The organism is Monashia sp. NPDC004114 (assembly GCF_053603855.1).
On the sequence record NZ_JBSGGK010000002.1, the window covers coordinates 300,982 to 323,272 of the forward strand.

A 22,291-nucleotide genomic window follows, 5' to 3' on the forward strand; every position below is an offset into this window, starting at 1 on the left:
TCAGAGGGGGTAGGGGCCGAGACGACCCCAGGCGAGGAACGCCGCGAGCACCATGAGCAGCCCGGTGCCGAAGGCGAGCGAGAACTCGTGCCGGCGCACGTGAATGGTGACCGCCCCTGCCATGAGGACAGCGAGGCCCACCGCCGCGAGCGGGGTCAGCCAGACCGCGGTGCCGAAGGCCGTCGGCAGGACCAGCGCCAATGCCCCGAGCAGCTCGAGGGCACCGATGCCCCGGACGGCGGGCGTGCTGAAGTCCTCGACCCAGGTGATGCCCGAGCGCACGAGGTGGTCCTTGGTCTGTGTCAGCTTGAGGAGCCCCGTCGTCCCGAACACAGCCGTGAGCAGTCCGGCGACGAGCCACAGGACGAGGTTCATGGGCGGGCCACGCTTCCGACGACGCGACAGGTGCTCTGAGCCTAGGCGCGCGCAGCCGCATGACGGTTCACTTTCGTGCGCATCCCCCGGCCGGGTGCCGGGTGGTGGGTGTCAGTTCTTCTGGAGAGCGGCGAGCAGCTCAGGCGCGCGCTTGTCATAGAGTCGCGCGCCAGCTCGGATGCCTGCCGAGGCGAACAGCCCACCGAGCGCCACCCCGAGCACGGCGGCAGGCCACGAGGCCCATGACGTCCCCTGCCAGGCGAACCACCCGAGGGCCACGACCGGTGCCGCCAGCAGAAACGTTCCCAGGCTGGCGATCGTCTGGGACAGCATCGTCACCCCGGCCGCGCCGGGTGGCGCGCTGAAAGGGCTCTCTCCCGAGGCCGGCACGGGGTACGGCATCGCGACGCTCATCACGCTCGAGGCACCGTATCCGGCGCCCAGCAGGACGGTCGACAGGCCCACCGCTCCGGGCAGCAGGTCCCAGCGGTCACCGATCCAGACACCGGCGACCGTGTAGATCGGCAGGAGCACCGCCGCGATCAGCACACTGGGCACCAGACGACCGCGCCGGTCCGCGGCACCGGTCACGCCGGATGCGAGGTGGAGCCAGAAGGCGTCCCCCTCGTAGGCCACAGAGTTGTGCTCGCTGAAGCCGACGAAGAACGCGAGCACCGGACCCATGACGAGAGGCGTCCACTCGACATCGCCGAGGAAGAACGGGATGAGCAGGGCCAGCGGCAGCACCGGCGTCATGGCGAGGTTGATCTGGTAGCGCGGGTCGCGACGCCAGTAGGTGGACACCCGGGCCGCGATCGCTCCCGTCGGGGTGTCCGGGAACCTGGGAAACAGCCCCAGGTCGCCGGCCGCTGCGGTCGCCGAGTCCGACCGGGAGATGGCACGGGGGTTCTCGACCTGCTGACGCAGCACCCGAGCCCAGAGTCGGCCGACGACGAGCAGCAGACCTCCGGCGAGCACAAGGCGAACCATGCCGACGAGCCAGTCGCCTGCCGCGATGTCCCCCGGCGCCGCCCACGCCCATCCGAGGGGGGTCCAGGAGACGACCTTCGCGACCGACGCGGCCAGGTCGGCTTGGCTCGAGCCGACGTTCGCCACGATGGAGATGGCCGGCCCGATGAGCACGAGCAGCGCGAGACCCACCACAGCCACGACGTCCCGGCCGCGGCGGCTGGACACCGCGTTGGTCGCCAGTGCCGAGACCCATCGGCTCGTCGTGATCGCCGTCAGCACGCCGAACGCCGTCGCGACGACCGCCACGACCGTGGACGCGACGGTGTGCGACCAGGCCACGACCACGCCCGCCGCCATGACCAGGGTCGCGATGGAGGGCAGCCCCACCAGAGCCGCCGCGATGAGGCCGACGGCGAGCGTCCGTGGCGGTATGGCGAAGGTGGCGAACCGCCCCGGGTCGAGGGTGGGGTCCGAGCCGAACGAGAACAACGGCAACGCGGTCCACAGCACGATGCCCGCGGCGCCGGCCAGCGGGATGACGACCTGCGCGTCGGCGAGGGACGTCCGGAACGAGGCGAGCAGGATCGCCAGCCCGACGACGAGGAAGCCGAAGTAGACGATCCCGACGACCGCACCGATCGCCTGGGCGCGGCTGCGCCGGAACATGTTGCGCAGCAGCGACAGCTTCAGTCGGACGAGGTGCGCAACCACGACAGTCCCACCACCTCGGTCGACCCACCGACAAGGTCGACGAAGCGCTCCTCGAGGGAGTGCCCGCCGCGCACGTCCTCGAGCGGGCCGGCAGCAAGGACAAGGCCATCGGCGATGACCGCGACATGGCTGCAGATGCGCTCGACGAGGTCCATGACATGGCTGGACAGGACCACGGTCCCGCCGGCAGCGACAAAGTCGGCCAGGATCGAGCGAATGGTCGCGGCGGATACCGGGTCGACAGCCTCGAAGGGCTCGTCGAGCACCAGCACCCGCGGCGCGTGGACGAGGGCGGAGGCCAACGTGACCTTCTTGGTCATGCCGGCGGAGTAGTCGACCACGAGCTTGCCCTGCGCCTCGGCGAGTCCCAGGGCCTCGATCAGCTCGGTCGCCCGCTCCGAGGCGAGGTCCCGTGGCATCCCGCGCAGCAGGCCGGCATACGTGATGAGCTGCAGGCCGGTAAGCCGGTCGAAGAGCTTGAGCCCGTCCGGGAGCACCCCGAGAAGGCGCTTCGCCTCGACCGGGTCGGCCCACACGTCACGGCCGAGGATGAACGCCTGACCCGCGTCGGGACGAAGCAGTCCTGTCACCATCGACAGCGTGGTCGTCTTACCTGCTCCGTTGGGCCCGACGAGCCCGAAGAACGAGCCACGTGGGACGTCGAGATCAATGCCTTTGACTGCGACGACATCGCCGAAGCGCTTGCCGAGGCCCCGCATGGCGATCGCTGGCCCGTCGGCCGGACTTCCATGTGGCGCAGGCAGATCCGGGTCAGTGGTCATGGTTGTCCCCCAAGTGGCGGTGCGTCAGAAGGTCGCGGACTCGTCGTCGCGCAGGTCGACGAAGGTCAGTCCCGCGACCCCCGAGAACTGCTCGACGTGGCCGGCATACATCCTTCGGCCGACGTCCGAGAGCAGGGCGTCGTGGATCGGCACGAACGTCTTCGGCGCGATCCGCGCCACGAACGCGATCGAGTCGCGGCTCGCGGCCCACGGGGCGTTCAGCGGGTGGGCCAGCACGTCCACCTCGCCCGGCTCGCCGTCGTAGGCATCGCCGGGGTGGAAGAGCGTAGGCTCGCCCTCGGCCCGCAGCACGACGCCGACGTTGGGGATGCGGGGCATCGCGTCGTGGTTGAACGCGTGCAGCTCGCCGATCGGGCTCACCGACACGTCGCCGACGGCGAAGTCCTCCCCCTCCATGGTGGGAGTGGCCGAAAGCCCTTCCCCGCGAAGCTTTTCCGCCGTCAGGGGGTCTGTGTGAACCGAGGCCGACGGGTTATCGCGCAGGAGCGTCGCCACCCGTTCAGGGTCGAAGTGGTCGAAGTGGTTGTGAGTGACGAGGACTGCGTCGAGGTCGCGCAGGTCCTCGAACGACGAGAAGCTGCCCGGGTCGATGAGGATCCGGCGCTCGGCGGTCTCCACGAGCAGGCAGGCATGTCCGAGATGAGTCACGCGCATGAGCCCACCTAATCACGCCGACCCCGGCTGCGGGCCGACGGGCACCGCGCGTGGCCACCGGGTATGCCGTCACGCCTCCTCAGGACCGAGAGGTGGGCTCGCCAGGTGCGCCACGGTACGTCAGCATCAGCGCGATGGCGCCTGTCAGTGCGACGAGCGCACCCAGCAGAAGGAGCCAGCCCAACGGTCGTCCCGCGATGAACTGCGCATGGGCTCGCAGGGCGGCAACGAGCATGAGCACGACCATGACCACCTCCACCTCGGCCAGCAGACGCAGTCGCACCCAGCGCGCATCCCACAGGACCCCGGCGGCCGCACCGGCAAGCACGAAGATCGCGCCGGTCACTCGGCACGTCAACGGCGTCAGAAGCCACGGCCAGACCGGGATGACGGCGGATGGAGCGACGAACATCGTCGCGCCCAGGACGAGACCCCCTGACCCGAACGCGCCGACGCCCCACCGGGCAGCGGGTCCGAGGCGCGGCTCGTCCGGGGCCGGAGGTCGGGCCGTGCGGCGGTTGACCCACCAGGCTGCGGCCACGAGGAAGGGCGCGGTGGCGTACAGCGCCGACCAGATCCAGAAGGCCGGGCTGCCGTGGTTGAACCGGTCCCAGTGCAGCACCGTCGCGACGGCAAGGAGGGTGGCGAACCCAGTCACGGCGAGCAACCCGTTGGCGACTGCGGCCCAGCGACGCTCGCGCAGGACGCGGACGAAGAACCAGGCGCCGCCGAGATATGCAGAGGCCAGCACCATGGACGTCATCGTCGGCCGGATCGTCCAGGCCCAGAGACGGTCGGTGTCGCCGGGGAACCCGTAGAGCAGGACGAACGCCACGAGCAGGAACGGCGTGATCAGCACCGACAGCCACCGCGTCGTGGGCAGCACACGGTCGTCGCGAGGCATCGCCGACTGCGGCGCGACCGGCATACTCTCCTGCGGTGCGCCGCCGACGGCGGTCACCGGGACACCGCGTCGAGCAACGCGCTGTAGGAGGCGACGAGCGACCGCCGCTCAGCTGCGAGGAGCGGGTCGTCCAGGCGGCACCCGGCGGCCACCCAACGGTCCGAGTAGTCCATCGCGTCGACGCGCGCGCGAGCGGCCGGATGAACGGCGTCGCGGTGGGACCCGTACACATACGAGTAGAGGTCGACCAGCGCACGAACCAGCGGGTCGTCCGAGCCACCGCCGTGCTGGTGCTCCCGGTGCACCCGCCACCACTCGACCTCGAGCTCGGCGGCGCGCCGTGGGTCAAGCGTCAGCCCGGCGTCCGTCATGACGAGCGCGTAGAAGCGATGCATCAGGTCTCGTGCCTGGGCCGGGTCGTTGTCCGGGTACGGCGCCCACGCCTGGTTGGCGCGCAGCACCAGCCAGGCACCGGCGACCGTGGCGCGCCGGTTCATGCCGAAGCCTTCGTGAACCATGCGGACCGCTCCGCGCAGGAAGGTGAGCCACTCGCGTCGGTAGTAGGCGGCCCACGTGTCGGTCTCAGCGTGCCCGATCGCGACCGCGTCGAACGACGTCGGTCCCCGTCTCGCCCGCTCGTGCATGGCCCCTCCATACGCCGGTCACGAGGCGGCAGGTGCGGATTCGCCTGACGCCGCGCGACCCTGGTCCCAGAATAGGAGGGGCCGGACCGCGGGGTGAGGAGATCGCGGACGATGACGACGGGCGAGGCTGGACGGACGGTCGACGATGTCGTGCGCGCCATGCGGGAGCGCCTTGCCGCGATGCCGCCCGACCGGCTCGCCCAGCGCGACTTCCTCGCGACCTACGTGCGCACCACGGAGGCCATCGGCAAGGCCATCGACGGGGCGGCCTTCGAGGACCCGGCCTGGGTGGAGCTCTGGGATGTCGCGTTCGCAGACCTCTACCTCGAGGCACTGGATGCGGATCTCGCCGGCGGGCAGGGTGTCTCCCGCCCGTGGCGGCTCGCCTTCGCCGTGCCGCAGGACCTGCCAGCCCTGCGCAACGTGCTCGTCGGCATCAACGCGCACATCAACTACGACCTGCCCCAGGCGTTGCTGGCGGTGATCAGCGACGACGACTTCACCGACCCCGTCCTGCTCGCCAGACGTCGCCGCGACCACGAGCGCATCGATGGCGTCCTCTCCGGCCGGGTGGCGGCCGAGGACTCCGAGATCGCGGCCCGGACCGCCAAGAGTGTGCTCGACCGGGTGCTGACGCCGTTGAACCGGCGGGCGTCCGCGCGGTTCCTGCGCGAGGCGCGTCAGAAGGTCTGGCACAACGCGGGCGAGCTCCAGGTCGCCCGCCTGGCCGGCCCCCAGGCGTATGCCGCTCGGCTGGCTGAGCTGGAAGTGCTCAGTGCCGCTCGGATCGCCGACCTGCTCGCGCCGGGTCAGGTGCTGCTGCGGCTGGCCGTCGCCGGCTTCGGTGTGACTCTCCCGCCCGCGGTCAGTGTCTCCCGCGACGAGGTCGCTCCCGGCTGACGCGCCCGCCTGTTCGCCTGCCGCCCCGAAGGGCGGGCTCAGCCACCGACAGAGCCGAGCGCGACCGGGCCTCGGTGTCGTCATCGCCGAGGCTCGGCCGCGCCGTCTGTGGTGTCGGATGCTCAGGCGTCGATGCTCGACATGTCGCCGTAGCGCGCACCCGCGACCGCATCGCGCGGGACGGCCGCGTCGAGTGCCGCAACATCCTCGGCCGACAGGGAGACACCGGCCGCGCCGACGTTCTCCTCGACGTACTTGACGCGCTTCGTGCCGGGGATCGGCGCGACGTCGTCACCCTGCGCCAGCACCCAGGCGAGCGCGAGCTGCCCAGGCGTCACACCCTTGGCCTCCGCCAGCTCCTGGACCCGGGCCACCAGGGCGAGGTTCGTCTCGAGGGCCTCGCCGTGGAACCGCGGGAAGTATGCCGTCCGGCGGGAGTCGTTCGCCTCGAGGCTGTCGGCGGTGATGGCGCCGGTGAGGATCCCACGCCCGAGCGGAGAGTACGGCACGAGGCCGATCCCGAGCTCGCGGAGCGTCGGCAGGATCTCGTCCTCGATGTCGCGGGTGAAGAGCGAGTACTCCGTCTGCAGCGCGGTGATCGGGTGCACGGCGTGCGCCCGCCGGATCGTCTCGGCCGACGCCTCGGACAGCCCGAGGTGTCGCACCTTGCCGGCGGCGACGAGCTCGCTCATGGCACCGACGGTCTCCTCGATGGGCACGTTCTTGTCGACGCGGTGCTGGTAGTAGAGGTCGATGTGGTCGATCCCGAGGCGCTCGAGCGAGGCATCGGCCGCCTTGTGCACATACTCCGGCCGGCCGTTGATGCCGAGCCGGGTGCCGTCCTCGGCCCGCTCGTTGCCGAACTTCGTGGCGATGACGATCTGGTCGCGCCGGCCGGCGACGGCCTTGCCGACGAGTCGCTCGTTGGTGAACGGGCCGTACATGTCGGCGGTGTCGAGGAAGGTGACGCCGAGGTCCAGGGCGCGATGGATCGTCGCGATCCCCTCACCCTCGTCGCCGGTGCCGTAGAACTCCGACATGCCCATGCAGCCGAGGCCCAAGGCGGAGACGGTGAGCGGGGAGGCGGTTCCCAGGGTGCGCGCGGGAAGGAGGCCAGCGTTGTCCGGTGTGGTCATGACATCGAGTCAAGACCTTGGAGTGCGCTCGAAGTCAAGGACCACCATCTCCGGGTCGCGGGGCCTGCCGTCCGGGGGCGTTGGGCGCCTGGCCGATGTCAGGCGCTCAGTCGCGCGAGCTTGTCCTGGTAGATGCCGATCTTGTTGTCGATCGCGCCGAGGTGCTCGGTCACCTCGGCCAGCTGGGTGAGCACTCGTGCGCGGTGAGCCTCGAGCAGGGCCAGCCGGTCGAGCTCGTTGCCGTCGCCCTCACGGCACAGCGCGGCATACGCCTTGACCTCGCGGATCGGCATGCCCGTCGCGCGCAGCCGGGTCAACAGCGCGACCCATGTCAGGTCACGCTCGGTGTAGACGCGGTGTCCCGAGCTGGACCGGGCGACCTCGTGGAGCATCAGCCCGTCACGCTCGTAGTACCGCAGCGTGTGGGTGGTCAGGCCCGTCCGCTCGGCGGCCTCGGCGATGCTGAGTCCGGCTGTGGGAGCGATGACTGTCACCTTCCCATGCTCCCTCTTCGAGCGCACTCGAAGTCAAGAGCTCGCGCGGACGGTGCTGCCGCTCGCTACCTGCTCGGCGCAGCGGAGGATCGCATCCGCAGAGACGTCGATGTCGTGCTCGGTCGTCGTCGCGTTAGAGACCGACACCCTGATGAGGCGCCGCCCGCGCCACGTCGTCGCCCCCACCCAGCACGTGCCGTCTCGCTGGACGGCATCGACGACGGCGTCCGTGGATCCGGGGTCGCCGACACTGACGAGCACCTGGTTGAGCACGACGTCGTTGTGGATGATCGCGCCACCGGCCGACAAGCGGTCGGCCATCCGTCTGGCGAGGTCGCAGCTGCGGTCGACGAGGCTCGCCAGCCCGTCGGTCCCCAGCTCGCGCAGCGCCGCCCAGACCGTGAACCCCCTTGCGCGCCTGGACGACTCAGGCACGATGTCGCCGAGCGTGTAGTCGGAGGTGCTGCCCGATCCCGTGAGGTATGCCGCGGTGTACGACAGCGCCGCGGCGTGGTCATCCGGGTGCCTGCAGAACGCGAGGCCGCAGTCGTAGGGGACGTTGAGCCACTTGTGCGCGTCGCAGCCCCAGGAGTCGGCTCCCTCGACGCCCGCCACGAGGTGCGCCGTGCGGGGGCTGGCTGCGGCCCACAGCCCGAAGGCGCCGTCGACATGGACCCACGCCCGGGCCTCCCGCGCCATCGGGATGGCGCGGTCGAAGGCGTCGCAGGCACCGGTGTTGACGTTGCCGGCCTGCAGGCAGACGATCGTCGGCTTGGCCGGGTCGCGCTCGAGAACGATCTGCAGCGCCTCGACGTCGATGGACCCGTCCGCAGCCGAAGGGACCAGCTCCAGGCTCGCCGTCCCGAAGCCGAGCAGCCGCAGGGCGCGGTCGATCGTCGCGTGTCGCTCCTCCCCCGCCACGACGCGGATGCGGGGCGCACCGAAGAGGCCGTCACGGGCGACGTCCCAGCCGGCATCGGCGAGCACCCGGTGACGGCCGACGGCCAGGCCCACCGTGTTGGCGCCTTGCGCCCCGGTCACGAAACCGACGGTCGTCCCCGCGGGCAGCCCGAGAGCCGCTGCGGCCCATCGCCCGGCCTCCCGCTCGGCGGCAGCAGCCGCCGGTGAGAGCACCTCGTTGTACGCGCACTGGTCCCAGCCTGTCGTGAGGATGTCCGCCGCGGAGGAGGCTGGAGACGCGCCGCCGATGACGAACCCGAAGAAGCGCGGGCCGACCGTGCCGACGAGAAGCGGTCCGGCGCGCTCCGCCAGCTCGCGGCATACCTCCTCGGGGTCCATCGGGGCGCGCTGGAGCTCCGTGTGCGTCAGCGCTGAACTCGCGGCCGGGTCGGGACGCGGGTGGACCGGTCGCCCGGCAACGGTGTCGCGGTGGTCGGCCGCGACCTGCGCAGCCCATCGGAACAGCTCTCCCAGCTCAGCGCTCATGCCCGAAGGCTCCTCCGGGCCTCCCTCCTGCACAACCACTTTGCACAAGTCCCCCGCCAGGTGGCATCACTGGTCCAGGCCCGCTGCCCTCCCCTTGACCAGCTGGTCGAGCAGTGCGACGTCCTCGGGCGCCAGCCAGGTCTCGTCGAGAGGGCGTGCCCCGGCGCCGCGCAGTGCGGCGACGAGTGGCTGCGCCCAGAGGTGCTCCACCAGCGCGACCGCCGCGACACCTCCCGCCGGCACGGACTCGTCGAGTGACCACGATCCCTCCTGGACCGACGTGTCGCCGGACCGGGCGTCGCTGTCTACGGGAGTCCCGTCCGGCGCGTCGGCCGGGACTCCGAGCAGTGCGGCCGCCACGCGCCCGCGCCCGGGGTCGGAGCCCGGCGGTGGGGCCATCGTGTCGAGGCTGCCGTCGGCGGCGCGGGTCACGAGCAGCACGTCGATGAGACGCACGACTCCCGCCTCGGTCAACCGGTTGAGCTCAGCGACGACGTCGCCCGACACAGCCGCTTCGTCGAACCCGACCACGAGCACCTGCACCGGGCCGGCGACCCCGCGCGCTGCTGCGGCGTCGCCACCCTCTGGAGGCTGGGGCGTCGTCACCCGCGCACCCGGTTACGCAGCTGGACGAACTCGTCCTGCGTGATCACCCCGGCGTCGAGCAGGTGCTGCAGCGACGCAAGCGCGTCGGGAGCGGGCGAGGCGGGCGCTGCCGAGACGGGCGGGCCGGACGGCGGTGGCAGTGACGAGAGGGCCGGCTGGCCCGGCGGCGCGGCAGGCGGTGCCGGCGGACGGGGCCGGGCTCCGAAACGCGGGGTCGCCCGAGGTCCCGGGCCGCCGGTGTACGGGTGCGCCGCGGCATACGCCTGCTCGGCGGTGAACCGGCCCCCGTAGTACGGCACGTCTCCCGTGATCCCGACACGCTGCAGCTGCCTAGGCACCAAGATCATGCGCGGCTCCCTTCGGTCGTGGGCACCAGCATGCCGCACGCCGACCCGCCGTATGCCGCATCGACAGATCCAGCGACACGGCGGGGAGGGTGCCCACTCAACCGGCACCGGCGAGCGGGTGACGCGGATGCCCACCTCGTGGTTCGCGAGGTGGGCATCCACACATCCGGCCCCGTCGACCGGCGAGGCCCCGGCCAGACCCCTCCACGAAGCTGACCGGGGCCTCTCACCGCAACGCCTTGGGAGGTGCGGCTGCATATGAGACGTCCACGCCCGCGGATCATGACAGCCCTGCGTGAGAAATCTCTGACCCCGGCTCTCTGAACGGCGCCAGCGCCGCAATCAGGACCGGCATCGTCGCGCGGCGCAACGTCCGGTTGTCACCACGGACCGCGACCGGCAGCCGATGTTGTCCGTGGGGCCAAAGACGTGTCCCGGCTGTGGCCGAAGACTAAGAGGGCGGGTCCCTCCCCGGACCACGACCGACGTGCGACACCGACGAGCAGCCGACGAGCAGCCGACGAGCAGCCGACGAGCAGCCGACGAGCAAGGAGAACCAGTGAGCGCCACGACCTACGCGGCCACCGATGCCGACCAGGCGGATGCGATCGCCGCACCGCTCGACCTCCTGCTGACATCAGCGGCGAACGGGCCGCTGCGCCGCTTCGCACCGAACAGGTCCTGGTCACGCGCCGCGTCCGCCCTGTCCCTCCGCCCGCAGGTCGTTGCGCGCCGAGTCGCCCACCTGACGGGCGAGCTCGGCCAGGTCGTGCTGGGCACGTCCGACCGGGCGCCCTCGACGCGCGACAAGCGGTTCGCCGACCCGGCCTGGACCGCCAACCCGATGCTGCGTCGCAGCGTGCAGGCCCACCTCGCCCTCACCGAGACGGCCCAGAACCTCGTGGATGACGCCGAGCTCGAGTGGCGCGACCGGGAACGCCTGGACTTCCTCGTCGAGAACCTGATGGATGCGCTCGCACCGAGCAACAACCCGTTCGTCTCACCTCTTGCCTGGAAGGCGTTGGTCGACACCGGGGGCGGGAACATCCTCAGCGGGGTGCGCCACGCGCTGTCGGACCTGTCGAAGGCACCGCGCGTCCCGAGCATGGTCGCTCCCGACGCGTTCGCCGTCGGCCGGACCCTGGCGCTCACCCCGGGTGCGGTCGTGCACCGGACCGAGGTGTTCGAGCTCATCCAGTACACGCCGACCACGCCCACGGTCGGCGCGACCCCGCTGCTCCTCGTGCCGCCGGTGATCAACAAGTTCTACGTCACCGACATCGCCCCCGGACGCAGCATGATCGAGTACTTCGTCGCGAGCGGCATCCAGGTGTTCGCCATCTCTTGGCGCAACCCCGACGCAACGGCGCGATCGTGGGGCACCGACACGTACGGCCGCTCCATCCTCGGCGCTCTCGACGTCACCCGCCGGATCACCCGCTCGGCGAAGGCCCACGTCTTCGCCATCTGTTCGGGCGGCCTGCTCACGGCGATGACACTCGGGCACCTCGCGGACATCGGACGCCTGGACCATGTGGCGTCGCTCGGCCTCGCGGTCGCGGTCATCGACAACCGGGAGGCTGGGCAGGTCGTCGCGCTCGCCGACGAGCAGACCGCTCGGGCTGCGGTGGTGAGGTCCCGCCTCAAGGGCTACCTCGACGGCAGGGCGCTCGCGGAGGTCTTCGCGTGGCTCCGCCCGAACGACCTCATCTGGTCCTACTGGGTCAACAACTACCTCCAGGGCCGCAAGCCGGCACCCTTCGACGTGTTGTTCTGGAACGCCGACACGACGCGGATGCCGGCGCAGCTGCACTCCGACTTCGTCGACATCGCGCTGACCAACTCGGTTGCCCAGCCAGGTGGAGCGACCATGCTCGACAGCCCCGTCAACCTGGCGAAGGTCGACGTGCCCGCGTACGTCGTCGCGGGCGTCGCGGACCACATCTCACCCTGGCAGGCCTGCTACCGGACGACCCAGCTGCTGGGCGGGCCGACGCGGTTCGTCCTGTCGAGCAGCGGCCACATCGCCTCGATGGTCAACCCGCCTGGCAACCCGAAGTCCTCGTTCCAGACTGCGCAGGAGAACCCCGCTGATCCGGAGAGCTGGCGTGCCGGCTCGACCGCCGAGCAGGGCTCGTGGTGGCCCGACTACGTCTCGTGGCTGGCCGCGAACGGCACCGGGGACAAGAAGGCTCCCACCCGGCTCGGCGGTGGCGGGTACTCCCCCATCGACGCAGCCCCCGGCACGTACGTCCTCGACGCATGAGCGCCGCGGAGCGGGACGACCATGGCGGGCGCACGGCCACCGTCCGCGTCGACGGACGTGAGCTGCGGGTCGAGGTGCGCCCGGGATCCGACCCGCATCAGACGCCGCTGCTCATGTGCTGCGGGATCGGGGCGGCGTTCGAGGCGCTGTCCCCGCTCGTCGCCGCGATCGACGAGCGGGTCACCGTGGTGCGGTTCGACGTCCCCGGTGTCGGGGGCTCCGCGGCGCCGACGTTCCCATACACCTTCCAGTGGCTCGCACGGCTGACGGTCCGGCTCATGCGTGCGCTCGGCCACGAGCGGTTCGACGTCCTCGGCTTCTCGTGGGGCGGGGCCCTCGCCCAGCAGCTCGCCTGGCAGTACCGGCAGCGGGTGCGTCGCCTCGTGCTCGTGTCCACCGGCACCGGCTTCCTCATGGTCCCGGGCAGTCCCAAGGTCCTGCTGCGCATGCTGTCGCGGCGCCGGTTCCACGACGCGCACTATGCGACCGCAGTCGCGCCGACGCTCTACGGTGGCTCGGCCCGGCGGCATACGCCGGAGATCCGTCAGCTGTTCACGAGCATCGAGTCGTCGGCGCGGTCGCGCGGGTATCTCTACCAGCTCATGGCGGGCAGCGTGTGGACGTCGTTGCCCTGGCTCGGGACGATCCGGCAGCCGACGCTCGTCCTCTCCGGCGACGACGACCCGATCGTCCCCCTCGCCAACGCGCGGATCCTCTCCCTCGGCATCCCCCGCGCCAGGCTGCACATCTTCCGTGGGGGGCACGTCGAGCCCGTCATCGAGCCGGGAGTCGTCGGCCCCTATGTCAGTGAGTTCCTGCTCGAGTACCCCTGAGGCACAAGGGAACCCGGCGAGGTCACCTGCGCCGGCCCAGCCGCATACGGACCTGGTCGGTATGCCGCCGGGCCGACTGCCGCTTCCGAGGCGGGTGGGCGCGTGTCAGGTCGTCGCCGCGCGTCGCTGCTCCGCCTCAGCGGCGAGAAGCAGCTCGACCATGGATCGCGGGTCGCTCACCGAGCGACCAGTGAGCTCCTCCAGCTTGCGCAGCCGGTAGCGAACCGTGTTGGGGTGGCAGTAGATCGCCGCCCCGGCCGCGGTCGCCGACCCGCCCTGGTCGACCCAGGTGCGGAACGTCAGCAGGAGCAGGTCGCGCTCGTCCGCGGAGAGAACATCGAGGCCGGCCAGGACGCGCTGCGTGAGCGGACCGAGCAGCTCCCCCGAGGCGACCGACGCCGCGCCGATGAGGTCGTCGCCGAACACGGCGACCGGCGAGGTGGCGGTCGCGCTGAGCATGGCGATGCGTGCGAGCCTCAGGCCCGTGGGGGCGCCGGACAACGACTCCTGGACCGGGCTGACTCCCACCCGGGCGAGGGCAGCGCGACGCAGGTGCGTCGTGAGCCGATCCAGCCCGGCCTCCAGCCCCGGAATGCTGACGATGCCCGCTTCGGAGCCCGGCGCGAGACGCCACGCAGAGCGGACTCCGGCCACGCGCAAGGCGTTCCGGATGCCGGGCAGGGCGTGGGATCCGGGCTGTGTCACCTCGGCGACGACGACGGCGATGGGGCTCTTGCGGTCGAGCCCGAGCAGGTCTGAGGCCTCCCAGAGGCTCAGACCCTCGACCACCTGCCCGTCGAGCAGCGCCCCGACGAGAGCAGCAGACTCCTCCTCCTGCTTGAGGATCCGCTCGGCCACCACGTCGCGGTAGCCGATCGTCAGCCGCTCGACGAAGGCTGCCTGGACGTCCCAGATCGTCGTCGCAGCCGCAACCAGGGCGTTGTCCGGCACGTGCAGCCGGTGCGCCTCGTCGACGAGCAGCTCCCAGATGAGCGCGCACCCGAGGCGGTAGGCGCGCATCACGTCGGGCAGCGGCATACCCTGCTCGGCTCGGCGCCGTCCGATCTGCTGCGCGCCGGTGGCGTCGATCGGTGCGCCCATGAGGGCGTCGATGGCCATCCGGACCTCGGCCGTGCAGTTCGTGAGCAGGTCGTCGAACGAGACGAGGCCGGCGTGCTCGTAGGAGTCGACGCCCGCCACGACGGCCTCCGCGACGGCACGACCGTGCTTCGGCAGCTCGGCGAGCACCGCAGCACCGAGCGCCGCCAGCTGTGGGTCGGCCACACCAGGTGCACCTCGTTGTGACACGGTCCGAGCATAGGCCGGGGTCGGCTCGGCGTGGCTGCCGTCGACGGCACGTCTCGCTCCCGTTGTCCCTGCGGACGGCCGGCCGGCGATGACGTTGTCGCGTCGGCCAATGACGCTCGCCTGCGGCTTCCGCAGACTCGAAGGCATACCTACCGCGGTGTCATTCCCGTCGACAACCCGCCGAGACAGGAGCCCTTCATGACCAACCTCGCCCTCAACCTCACCGAGTCGGCAGGCATGTACCCACAACGGACGGCCGTCCGCGAAGGGGATGTCACCCTGACCTATGCGCAGCTCGACGACCTCGCGAGCCGGCTTGCCGCGCTTGCCGCGAGCCGTGGCGTCAAGCCCGGCTCGCGGGTCGGGGTGATGCTGCCCAACGTCGTCGCCTTCCCCGTCGTGGCCTACGGCATCCTGCGCGCCGGCGGAATCGTCGTGCCGATGAACCCACTCCTCAAGCATCGTGAGGTGGAGTACTACCTGTCCGACTCGGGTGCCGAGCTCGTCTTCGCCTGGCACGAGATGGCGGACGAGGCCGCCGCCGGGGCCTCGGCCGCCGGCGGACAGGTCGTCCCGGTGGGGCCGACCTTCGTGAGAGACGAGCTCCCGCTGTACGAGCCCGCCGCCGTCACGGTGAGCCGGGACGGCGATGACACGGCGGTCATCCTCTACACGTCCGGAACGACGGGACAGCCCAAGGGAGCCGAGCTCACCCACGCCAACCTCAACGCGAACCAGGCGGTCACGGCCGCGACCCTGTTCCGGCTCTCCCCCGAGGACGTCGTGATGGGCTGCCTGCCGCTGTTCCACGTCTTCGGCCTGACCTGTGGCCTCAACGCCGCCGTCGGGTCCGGAGCCCAGCTGACGCTGTTGCCACGGTTCGACGGCCGCGCGGCACTGGAGGTCATGGCCCGCGACGGCGTGACGGTGTTCGAAGGGGTGCCGACGATGTACTCCGCGCTGCTTGCGGTGCCTGACCACTCCGACCTCGATGTGTCCACGCTGCGCACCTGCGTCTCCGGAGGAGCTGCGCTGCCCGTCGAGGTGCTGCGCCGGTTCGAGAACACCTTCGACGTCGCGATCCTCGAGGGCTACGGCCTGTCCGAGTCATCGCCGGTGGCGTGCTTCAACCACCCCGACCGCGAGCGCAAACCGGGCTCGATCGGCACGCCGGTCGACGGCGTCGCCCTCCGTCTTGTCGACGAGGACGGCAACGAGGTCGGCGCGGGCGAGGTCGGCGAGATCCAGATCAAGGGCCACAACGTCATGAAGGGCTACTGGAACCGGCCCGAGGCGACCGACGAGACGATCCGCGACGCCTGGCTATCCACCGGTGACATGGCCCGCGTCGACGAGGACGGCTACTACTTCATCGTCGACCGCAAGAAGGACCTCATCATCCGAGGCGGCTACAACGTCTACCCGCGACAGGTCGAGGAGGTCCTCTACGAGCACCCTGCGGTCGCTGAGGTCGCGGTGATCGGCATCCCCCACGCGACACTCGGCGAGGAGGTCGGTGCGGCCGTCGCCCTGCGGAACGGCGCTGACGCGACGGCCGAGGAGCTCGTCGCCTTCGTGAAGGAGAGGATCGCGGCCTACAAGTACCCGCGGCGCGTCTGGGTCGTCGATGCACTGCCCAAGGGTCCGACCGGCAAGATCCTGCGCCGCCAGGTTCAGGCGCCCGACGACGTGGCGGCTGAGTTCGCCCACGCGGGGCGGTGAGCGCGATGACCGAGCTCGCCACGTATCCCGCCGTGTCCGACTTCTACGGCTTCGAGGGCCTGCTCACCACGGACGAGCGCGCCATGATCCAGCGGGTGCGCACCGCGCTCGACGAGCACGCCCGCCCGCTGCTCACCGAGCACTGGTCCAAGGCGACCTTCCCCCACGAGCTGGTGCCCGTCATCGCCGGCCTCGGTGCGAACGGGTGGCCCTACGAGGCGCCCGGCTGCGCCGGCGGTCGCTTCCTCATGGACGGCATCCTGGCGATGGAGTTCGCCCGCGTCGACTGCTCGCTGGCGACGTTCCGAGGCGTCCACTCCGGCCTCGCGATGGGCTCGATCGACCTGTGCGGTGACGACGAGCAACGCCGGCGATGGCTGCCGGCCATGGCCCGGATGGACCTCATCGGCGCCTTCGGCCTGACCGAGCCCGACGTCGGCTCGGGTGCCGCCGGTGGCCTGACGACGACGGCCCGCCGCGACGGCGAGACCTGGGTCCTCAACGGGGCCAAGCGCTGGATCGGCAACGCCACCTTCGCCGACCTCGTCGTCATCTGGGCCCGAGACGAGGCCGACGGCCAGGTCAAGGGCTTCGTCGTCGAGAAGGGCACACCCGGCTTCACCACCACCAAGATCGCCCACAAGCTGGCGCTGCGCATCGTGCAGAACGCCGACATCACCCTTACGGACGTGCGGGTCCCGGAGTCCAACCGTCTCCAGAAGGCCTCCTCGTTCAAGGACACCGCACGGGTCCTGCTCATGACCCGCGCCGGCGTCGCCTGGATGGCGGTCGGGTGCATGCTCGGGGCGTACGAGCACTCTCTGGCCTACGCCATGGAGCGCCAGCAGTTCGGGCGGCCCATCGCCGGGTTCCAGCTCGTGCAGGATCTGCTGGTCCGCCAGCTCGGCAACATCACGGCGAGCGCGGCCATGTGCGTGCGCCTGTCACAGCTGCAGGACGAGGGCCTCGCCACCGACGCCAAGGCCTCGCTCGCCAAGGCCTACTGCACGCAGCGGATGCGGGAGTCGGTCGGCTGGGCGCGAGAGCTGATGGGCGGTAACGGAATCCTCATCGACCGCAACGTGGGCCGGTTCGTCGGCGATGCCGAGGCGATCTACTCCTACGAGGGCACGCGTGAGATGAACACGCTGATCGTCGGCCGCGAGATCACCGGCCTCAGCGCCTTCGTCTGAGACGGCGGCGCGCCATGAATGCCCCCTCCCGACCCTTGTGCGTGGCTATGGTCGAGGGGCACGGACCGACCTGACTGGCATCTCGACCTCAATGAGCGGCCCACCATGACGACGCAGCCCTCAGCTCCCGCCGCCACCACCGGGCGTTCGCGCCTGCTGCCCTCCTCCCCTGACCACCGCATTCTTGTCGTCGGGGTCATCACCTTCGCGTTCCTGCTCACCCGGGGCGTCGCCCAGGCGGTGACCCCGTTCATCCGCCAGGACGACTGGCCGTTTCTTCTGCCGGCCAACACTCCGGGCGTGATTCCAACCCGCTACTACGACATCAGCGAAGGGCGGTGGCTCAACTCCGCGTGGTGGGTCGTCGTCGGCCAGCACGGCACGCCGACGACAGCCGCCCTCACGTATGCCGTCGGGTATGCCGCGCTCGTCGCCGGCATGTGGCGGGCGCTCCACCGCTCCGGAGTCCGGCCCGGGCCCGCGGTCGACGCGCTGCTCGGCGTCACGCTCTTCGCCTCGGCCGTATGGGTCCAGCTTCTCTACTGGCCGGGCACGCTGACTCCGTCGGTCCTCATGGCCGCCACGGCCCTGTGGCTGCTGCCGTGGGCCGCACGCACCCGTCCGCGGCTCGGGCTCTGGCTCCTCGTGGGTGAGGTCGCGGCCGTGCTGACCTACCCGCCGGTGGGCGTCGTCCTGCTGGTTTTCGCCGTCGTGTTCCTGCGTGACGCTGCATGGCGCCGGGTGCTCGCCGCCGCCGGCGTGTGGATCGGGGCGTTCGCCTTCGGCGTCGGTGTCGCCTACTCCCTCAACTGGATCCTCAATGACCAGTTCGGCCTTCAGCTCGCTGCGTGGCGCCGCTCCAACCCGCTGACCTCGCTCGACGCCCTCCGGGACAACACCGGGCGCTGGCTCGCGGCGGCCGGGACCCTCTGGGCCGCCCAGTGGTGGGCCGTGGTCGTCGGCCTCGCCGCGACTCTCGTCGGCTGGCAGGACGCTGCTGTCCGTCCGCGTCTGCAGCGCCTCCTCGTCGCGTTCGGCGTCGCCTATGGTCTCGACGCCGCCCAGACCCTCGTGAGCGGCGTCGTCACCGACGCCCGGGGCCAGCTCTGGACCTGGTTGGTCGCGGTGCTGCCCGTCGCGCTCCTGCTCGTCGGGCAGCGGCGACTCCATGCCGGCGCCCTGGGCGGGCGTGGCCTGCCCCGCCACGGCATCGCTGCCGTGCTGCTCGCCGTGCTCGCTGTTGGTGGGGTGCTTGCGTGGCGCACCGACATCGGCGAGCACCAGGAGACGCGCATCCAGTACGCGGCGATCGCGGCAGCCGCCACCGCGCACGATCCCGGGACGGTCGCGCCGACGGTCGTCGTCTACCAGGACCCGGCAGTGAAGGACACCCGCTCCGGAAGGATCATGGCCAGCACGTTGTTCATGGCCGTACGCCAGGAGCAAGGCGTGCAGCCCCGTTGGTGCAGGGGCGTCGAGTGCCGCGAGCTGGCCGCACACGCTGGGTCCGGCTCGGTCATCCCCATGGGACGTGCCGGCCGGCCGGCGGGGGTCGTCGGCATCGTCGTGCCGCCACCGCCCGGCTGGATCTGACCGACGATCGCCGCCCATGCTTCTCCCCGGACTGTCACGCCACGGTCACTGGGCTGTCACAGCGGAATCTCAGCGGACACAAAGGGTCATCGCTCCGGTCACGTCCCGATAACTCCCGCGGTCTGGCGCAACGATCCACTCCTACGGTCGGTCTCAACAGACATCAGGGGACGAGGCAAGGGGCATCGCCATGGGAGCACCGAAGCACCGTAAGCCGGTTCCGCACGCCGCCATCGCAGTGGTGACCGCCCTGGCCGTGGCCGCATGTGGGGGTGGTGGGGCAAGCGACGGAAGCGGCAGCGGGTCGGTCGGGTCCGTCGCGTCGGTCGGGTCGGTCGGGTCGGTCGGGCCGGGCTCCGACCAGCGCCACATCGCCCCAGTCGTGCCCGCGACGCGCGAGGCCACCATGACCGACCCGGGTCGCGACGCGCTCTCGACGTTTGCGCTCGACATCGACACCGGGTCCTACACCCGGTTCCGCGACGCGGTGAACCATGGCAGCGCGATAACTCCGAGCGAGGTCCGCACCGAGGAGTTCGTCAACTACTTCGAGCAGGGCTACGAGGCGCCACCCGAGGGACTCGACGTGAGCATCGACGCGGCCGTGTTGCCGTTCAGCGCCGGTCACCGCCTGGTCCGGGTCGGCATCCGGAGCGCGGACGCCGACAACGAGTCGCGCTCCGACGCAGACCTCGTCCTGGTCGTGGACTGTTCGGGGTCGATGGACGAGGCGGGCAAGATGGACACGACGAAGGTCGCCCTGCGGACCCTGGCCTCGTCGCTGCGACCGACGGACCGCGTGGCCATGGTGTGCTACTCGACCGAGGCTGAGGTGGCGCTCGAGCCCACCATGGCCTCGGACCGCCTCGCGATCGACAGGGCCATCGACTCGCTGCACCCGCAGGAGTCCACCAACGCCGAGGCCGGCCTGACACTCGGCTACAACCTGGCCCGATCCATGCACACCGAAGGGCGGATGTCGCGCGTCGTGCTGGTCAGCGACGGCGTCGCGAACGTCGGCGATACCAGCCCCGACGGGATCCTCGAGCGGATCAGCGCCCAAGCGCGTGCAGGGACGAACCTGATCTCGGTCGGCGTCGGCATCGAGACCTACAACGACCAGCTCCTCGAGCAGCTCGCAGACCGGGGCGACGGCTGGCATGTCTACATCGACACGGCCGCCGAGGCCGAGCGAGTGTTCGCAACCGGGCTCACCGGGTCCCTCGTGGTGGCTGCTCGCGACGCCAAGGCACAGGTCGAGTTCGACCCGAGCCAGGTGTCGGGTTATCGGCTGCTTGGCTACGAGAACCGTGACGTCGCGGACCAGGACTTCCGCAACGACGCGGTCGACGGTGGCGAAGTCTTCGCCGGCCACTCCACGACCGCGCTCTACGACGTCGAGCTGCGCGAGGGGGCTCGCGACCTGTCGTTCGTGAGGGCCACGGTCCGCTACCTCGACAGCAGCGGCGAACCGGTCGAGCGCACCCGGCAGCTTCGGGACATCGAGTGCGCCCCGACCGTCGAGCAAGCCGCGCCGCGCCTGCGTCAGGACCTGGTCGTCGCCATGCTCGCCGACCGCCTCACGGGCGGTCCCTGGTCGGCGTGGACCGGACCCGACGACCTGAGGGAGCAGGCCGCCGCTCTGACCGCTTCGCTCGACGGTGATCGTGATGTGGCCGAGCTGGTCCGTCTGGTCGACCGCATCACCCGCTGAGCCGCGGCCGGCCACATCGTCAGTGCGAAGGCCCGGTGCGCGCCGGGGTGTCCGACACGGTGCCGGCGGCCAGGGCCTGGCCGTCCGGCAGACCCTGGGGCTTGCCCGGCTGGTAGAGCCACACATCGAAGAACCGACGCAGGTCCAGTCCGCTCACGCGCTCGGCGAGAGCGATGAACTCCGCGGTCGTCACGGTGCCGTAGCGGTGCTCGGCGTACCAGGTGCGCAGCAGGGTCGTGAACCGTGCATCGCCGATCCGTTCGCGCAACGCTTCCAGCGTCATCGCACCTCGCTCGTAGATCGTGCCGTCGAAGAGGTGCTGAGCGTCTCCGGGGTCAGCCGGTGGCGGGTTCCAGAACGCGGTCTGCTGTGCAGGCGTGTTGGCAAGCTGCTTGAAGCGCTGAGCCGCCGACTTGCCACCCTGACTCTCGGTCCAGATCCACTCCGACCACGTGGCGAAACCCTCGTGCAGCCAGATGTCCGGCCACGAGCCCAATGTGACCGCATCGCCGAACCACATGTGCGAGAGCTCGTGCAGCAAGGTGACCTCGTCCGGTGCGTCGTCGAACACCGGCTTGGTCTGCGTCTCGAGCGAGTAGCCGAGCTGGGGAGCGTCGTCGACGATCGCACCGACGGTCTCGAAGGGGTACGGACCGTAGAGGTTCTCCAGGAACGACACCATAGCGGGAAGCTTGGCCAGGACCGCGGACGCCGAGCTCGCCTGGCGGGGGTCCACGGCGACGTACGTCGGTATGCCGCTGGGCGTCGTGCCGGTGGTGACGTCGAACCGGCCGAGAGTGATCGTCGCCAGGTAGGGCGCCATCGGGTAGCTCTCGCGCCAGGTGAAGGTGGCCAGCCCGTTCGCGCTTGTCCGGCTCTGCAGCGAGCCGTTGCCCACTGCCGTGATCCCGGAGGGCACCGTCATACGGATCGTGAACGTGGCCTTGTCCCGAGGGGTGTCGTTGGCGGGGTACCAGGCCGGGGAGCCCTGCGGCTCACCGACGACTGCGGCGCCGTCGGCGGTGTAGACCCAGCCCTCGCTCGAGCCGTCCGGGTCGGTGACCGTCTCGGGCTGACCGGCATACGGCACGACGACGGTGAAGACGTCGCCGCTGCGCAGCGCATGAGACGGGGTGATCTCGAGCTCCTGACCATCTCGCGCGACCGACGCCACGGCGCCGTTGACGGTGATGGCGCCCAGCGCGAAACCGCGCAGGTCCAGGTCGAACCGGCTGAGGCTCTGAGTCGCACGGATCGAGAGCGTCGCCGTGCCCGACAGCAGGCGGCTCTGCGGGTCATACGCCAGGTCGAGACTGTAGTTCGTGACGTCGATTCCACCGTTGCCGGCGAGGGGGAAGAAAGGGTCCCCGGCGCCGGGCGAGCCGACCGTGCCGGCGGCCATCGCGGAACCGGCACTCGCTGCCAGCGCCAGCGCGGCGACGGTGGCGGCCCTGCTGCCTCTCCCCATGGCGGCTCCCTCCCGGTAGTCCGACGCTAGCCCTGGCCCGCGACTCGGGCAAGGGTGGCGAGCACGGCTGACCCCTGCAGCACCTACACATCGTTCGGCCGCGTCTGTCGCAACGGGGTCACCCAGCTCGTTGTGTGAGTGAAGAGGCCGTAACGTCGGAGCCTGCTGCGCCGAAGAAGCGGGTGTCGCGCCTCGGTGAAAG

20 protein-coding genes are annotated in these 22,291 nt (G+C 70.8%); 7 read left to right on the forward strand and 13 right to left on the reverse strand.

Annotated features, from left to right (window positions below):
- From ACWEOW_RS04170 to ACWEOW_RS04195, 6 genes are all read right to left on the reverse strand, one after another.
- Complete coding sequence (locus tag ACWEOW_RS04170) at positions 1-375, reverse strand: DoxX family protein (RefSeq protein WP_452267891.1); 375 nt, start codon at positions 373-375, stop codon at positions 1-3.
- Positions 376-486: 111 nt separating this feature from the next.
- Positions 487-2,058 (reverse strand): hypothetical protein, encoded by a 1,572-nt coding sequence (locus ACWEOW_RS04175; protein ID WP_452267892.1) that lies wholly within the window; start codon positions 2,056-2,058, stop codon positions 487-489.
- Complete coding sequence (locus ACWEOW_RS04180; RefSeq protein WP_452267893.1) at positions 2,034-2,840, reverse strand: ABC transporter ATP-binding protein; 807 nt, start codon at positions 2,838-2,840, stop codon at positions 2,034-2,036. Before ACWEOW_RS04180 ends, ACWEOW_RS04175 begins: the two co-directional genes overlap by 25 nt.
- Positions 2,841-2,864: 24 nt before the next feature.
- Positions 2,865-3,515 (reverse strand): MBL fold metallo-hydrolase, encoded by a 651-nt coding sequence (locus tag ACWEOW_RS04185; RefSeq protein ID WP_452267894.1) that lies wholly within the window; start codon positions 3,513-3,515, stop codon positions 2,865-2,867.
- Between the two features lie 79 nt (positions 3,516-3,594).
- On the reverse strand, positions 3,595-4,476 hold the full coding sequence (locus ACWEOW_RS04190; RefSeq protein ID WP_452267895.1) for a hypothetical protein: 882 nt from the start codon (positions 4,474-4,476) through the stop codon (positions 3,595-3,597).
- Positions 4,473-5,063 carry a hypothetical protein gene (locus ACWEOW_RS04195; protein WP_452267896.1) on the reverse strand — a complete coding sequence of 197 codons (591 nt, stop codon included), beginning with the start codon at positions 5,061-5,063 and terminating at the stop codon, positions 4,473-4,475. Before ACWEOW_RS04195 ends, ACWEOW_RS04190 begins: the two co-directional genes overlap by 4 nt.
- Positions 5,064-5,174: 111 nt before the next feature.
- Here ACWEOW_RS04195 and ACWEOW_RS04200 point away from each other — a divergent pair, with 111 nt between their 5' ends.
- A complete protein-coding gene (locus ACWEOW_RS04200; protein ID WP_452267897.1) occupies positions 5,175-5,963 on the forward strand; it encodes a DUF5995 family protein in 789 nt (262 codons plus the stop codon).
- A 122-nt stretch (positions 5,964-6,085) separates the two neighbouring features.
- Here ACWEOW_RS04200 and ACWEOW_RS04205 read toward each other — a convergent pair whose 3' ends face one another.
- The 5 genes from ACWEOW_RS04205 to ACWEOW_RS04225 form a co-directional block, all read right to left on the reverse strand.
- A complete protein-coding gene (locus ACWEOW_RS04205) occupies positions 6,086-7,099 on the reverse strand; it encodes an aldo/keto reductase (protein WP_452267898.1) in 1,014 nt (337 codons plus the stop codon).
- A 98-nt stretch (positions 7,100-7,197) separates the two neighbouring features.
- Complete coding sequence (locus tag ACWEOW_RS04210; protein ID WP_452267899.1) at positions 7,198-7,593, reverse strand: MerR family transcriptional regulator; 396 nt, start codon at positions 7,591-7,593, stop codon at positions 7,198-7,200.
- A 33-nt stretch (positions 7,594-7,626) separates the two neighbouring features.
- Positions 7,627-9,039 carry a pyridoxal phosphate-dependent decarboxylase family protein gene (locus ACWEOW_RS04215; protein WP_452267900.1) on the reverse strand — a complete coding sequence of 471 codons (1,413 nt, stop codon included), beginning with the start codon at positions 9,037-9,039 and terminating at the stop codon, positions 7,627-7,629.
- A gap of 66 nt (positions 9,040-9,105) precedes the next feature.
- Complete coding sequence (locus ACWEOW_RS04220) at positions 9,106-9,645, reverse strand: hypothetical protein (protein WP_452267901.1); 540 nt, start codon at positions 9,643-9,645, stop codon at positions 9,106-9,108.
- A complete protein-coding gene (locus tag ACWEOW_RS04225; protein ID WP_452267902.1) occupies positions 9,642-9,992 on the reverse strand; it encodes an SHOCT domain-containing protein in 351 nt (116 codons plus the stop codon). Before ACWEOW_RS04225 ends, ACWEOW_RS04220 begins: the two co-directional genes overlap by 4 nt.
- 559 nt (positions 9,993-10,551) lie before the next feature.
- On the opposite strand from ACWEOW_RS04225, the gene ACWEOW_RS04230 reads away from it, so the two are divergent.
- Together ACWEOW_RS04230 and phaZ are read left to right on the forward strand one after the other, a co-directional pair.
- On the forward strand, positions 10,552-12,258 hold the full coding sequence (locus tag ACWEOW_RS04230) for a PHA/PHB synthase family protein (protein WP_452267903.1): 1,707 nt from the start codon (positions 10,552-10,554) through the stop codon (positions 12,256-12,258).
- Positions 12,255-13,091, forward strand: coding sequence for a poly(3-hydroxyalkanoate) depolymerase (phaZ, locus tag ACWEOW_RS04235; protein ID WP_452267904.1), 837 nt, complete (start codon positions 12,255-12,257; stop codon positions 13,089-13,091). The genes ACWEOW_RS04230 and phaZ overlap by 4 nt, the downstream gene beginning before the upstream one ends.
- Positions 13,092-13,196: 105 nt before the next feature.
- On the opposite strand, the gene ACWEOW_RS04240 is transcribed toward phaZ, so the two are convergent.
- The gene (locus ACWEOW_RS04240) at positions 13,197-14,399 is read right to left on the reverse strand and encodes a PucR family transcriptional regulator (RefSeq protein ID WP_452267905.1); all 1,203 of its coding nucleotides are present in this window, start codon (positions 14,397-14,399) and stop codon (positions 13,197-13,199) included.
- 198 nt (positions 14,400-14,597) lie between these two features.
- Between ACWEOW_RS04240 and ACWEOW_RS04245 the strand changes: the two genes are divergently transcribed.
- The 4 genes from ACWEOW_RS04245 (at position 14,598) to ACWEOW_RS04260 (ending at position 20,621) form a co-directional block, all read left to right on the forward strand.
- Entirely contained in the window at positions 14,598-16,121 is a 1,524-nt protein-coding gene (locus ACWEOW_RS04245; RefSeq protein ID WP_452267906.1) for a long-chain-fatty-acid--CoA ligase, read from the forward strand.
- Positions 16,122-16,126: 5 nt separating this feature from the next.
- On the forward strand, positions 16,127-17,314 hold the full coding sequence (locus tag ACWEOW_RS04250) for an acyl-CoA dehydrogenase family protein (RefSeq protein WP_452267907.1): 1,188 nt from the start codon (positions 16,127-16,129) through the stop codon (positions 17,312-17,314).
- A 105-nt stretch (positions 17,315-17,419) separates the two neighbouring features.
- Positions 17,420-18,907: a hypothetical protein gene (locus ACWEOW_RS04255; RefSeq protein WP_452267908.1), complete on the forward strand. Its 1,488-nt coding sequence runs from the start codon at positions 17,420-17,422 to the stop codon at positions 18,905-18,907.
- Positions 18,908-19,097: 190 nt separating this feature from the next.
- The gene (locus tag ACWEOW_RS04260; RefSeq protein WP_452267909.1) at positions 19,098-20,621 is read left to right on the forward strand and encodes a YfbK domain-containing protein; all 1,524 of its coding nucleotides are present in this window, start codon (positions 19,098-19,100) and stop codon (positions 20,619-20,621) included.
- A 19-nt stretch (positions 20,622-20,640) separates the two neighbouring features.
- Here ACWEOW_RS04260 and ACWEOW_RS04265 read toward each other — a convergent pair whose 3' ends face one another.
- Complete coding sequence (locus tag ACWEOW_RS04265; protein ID WP_452267910.1) at positions 20,641-22,089, reverse strand: M1 family metallopeptidase; 1,449 nt, start codon at positions 22,087-22,089, stop codon at positions 20,641-20,643.
- Positions 22,090-22,291: the final 202 nt, after the last annotated feature.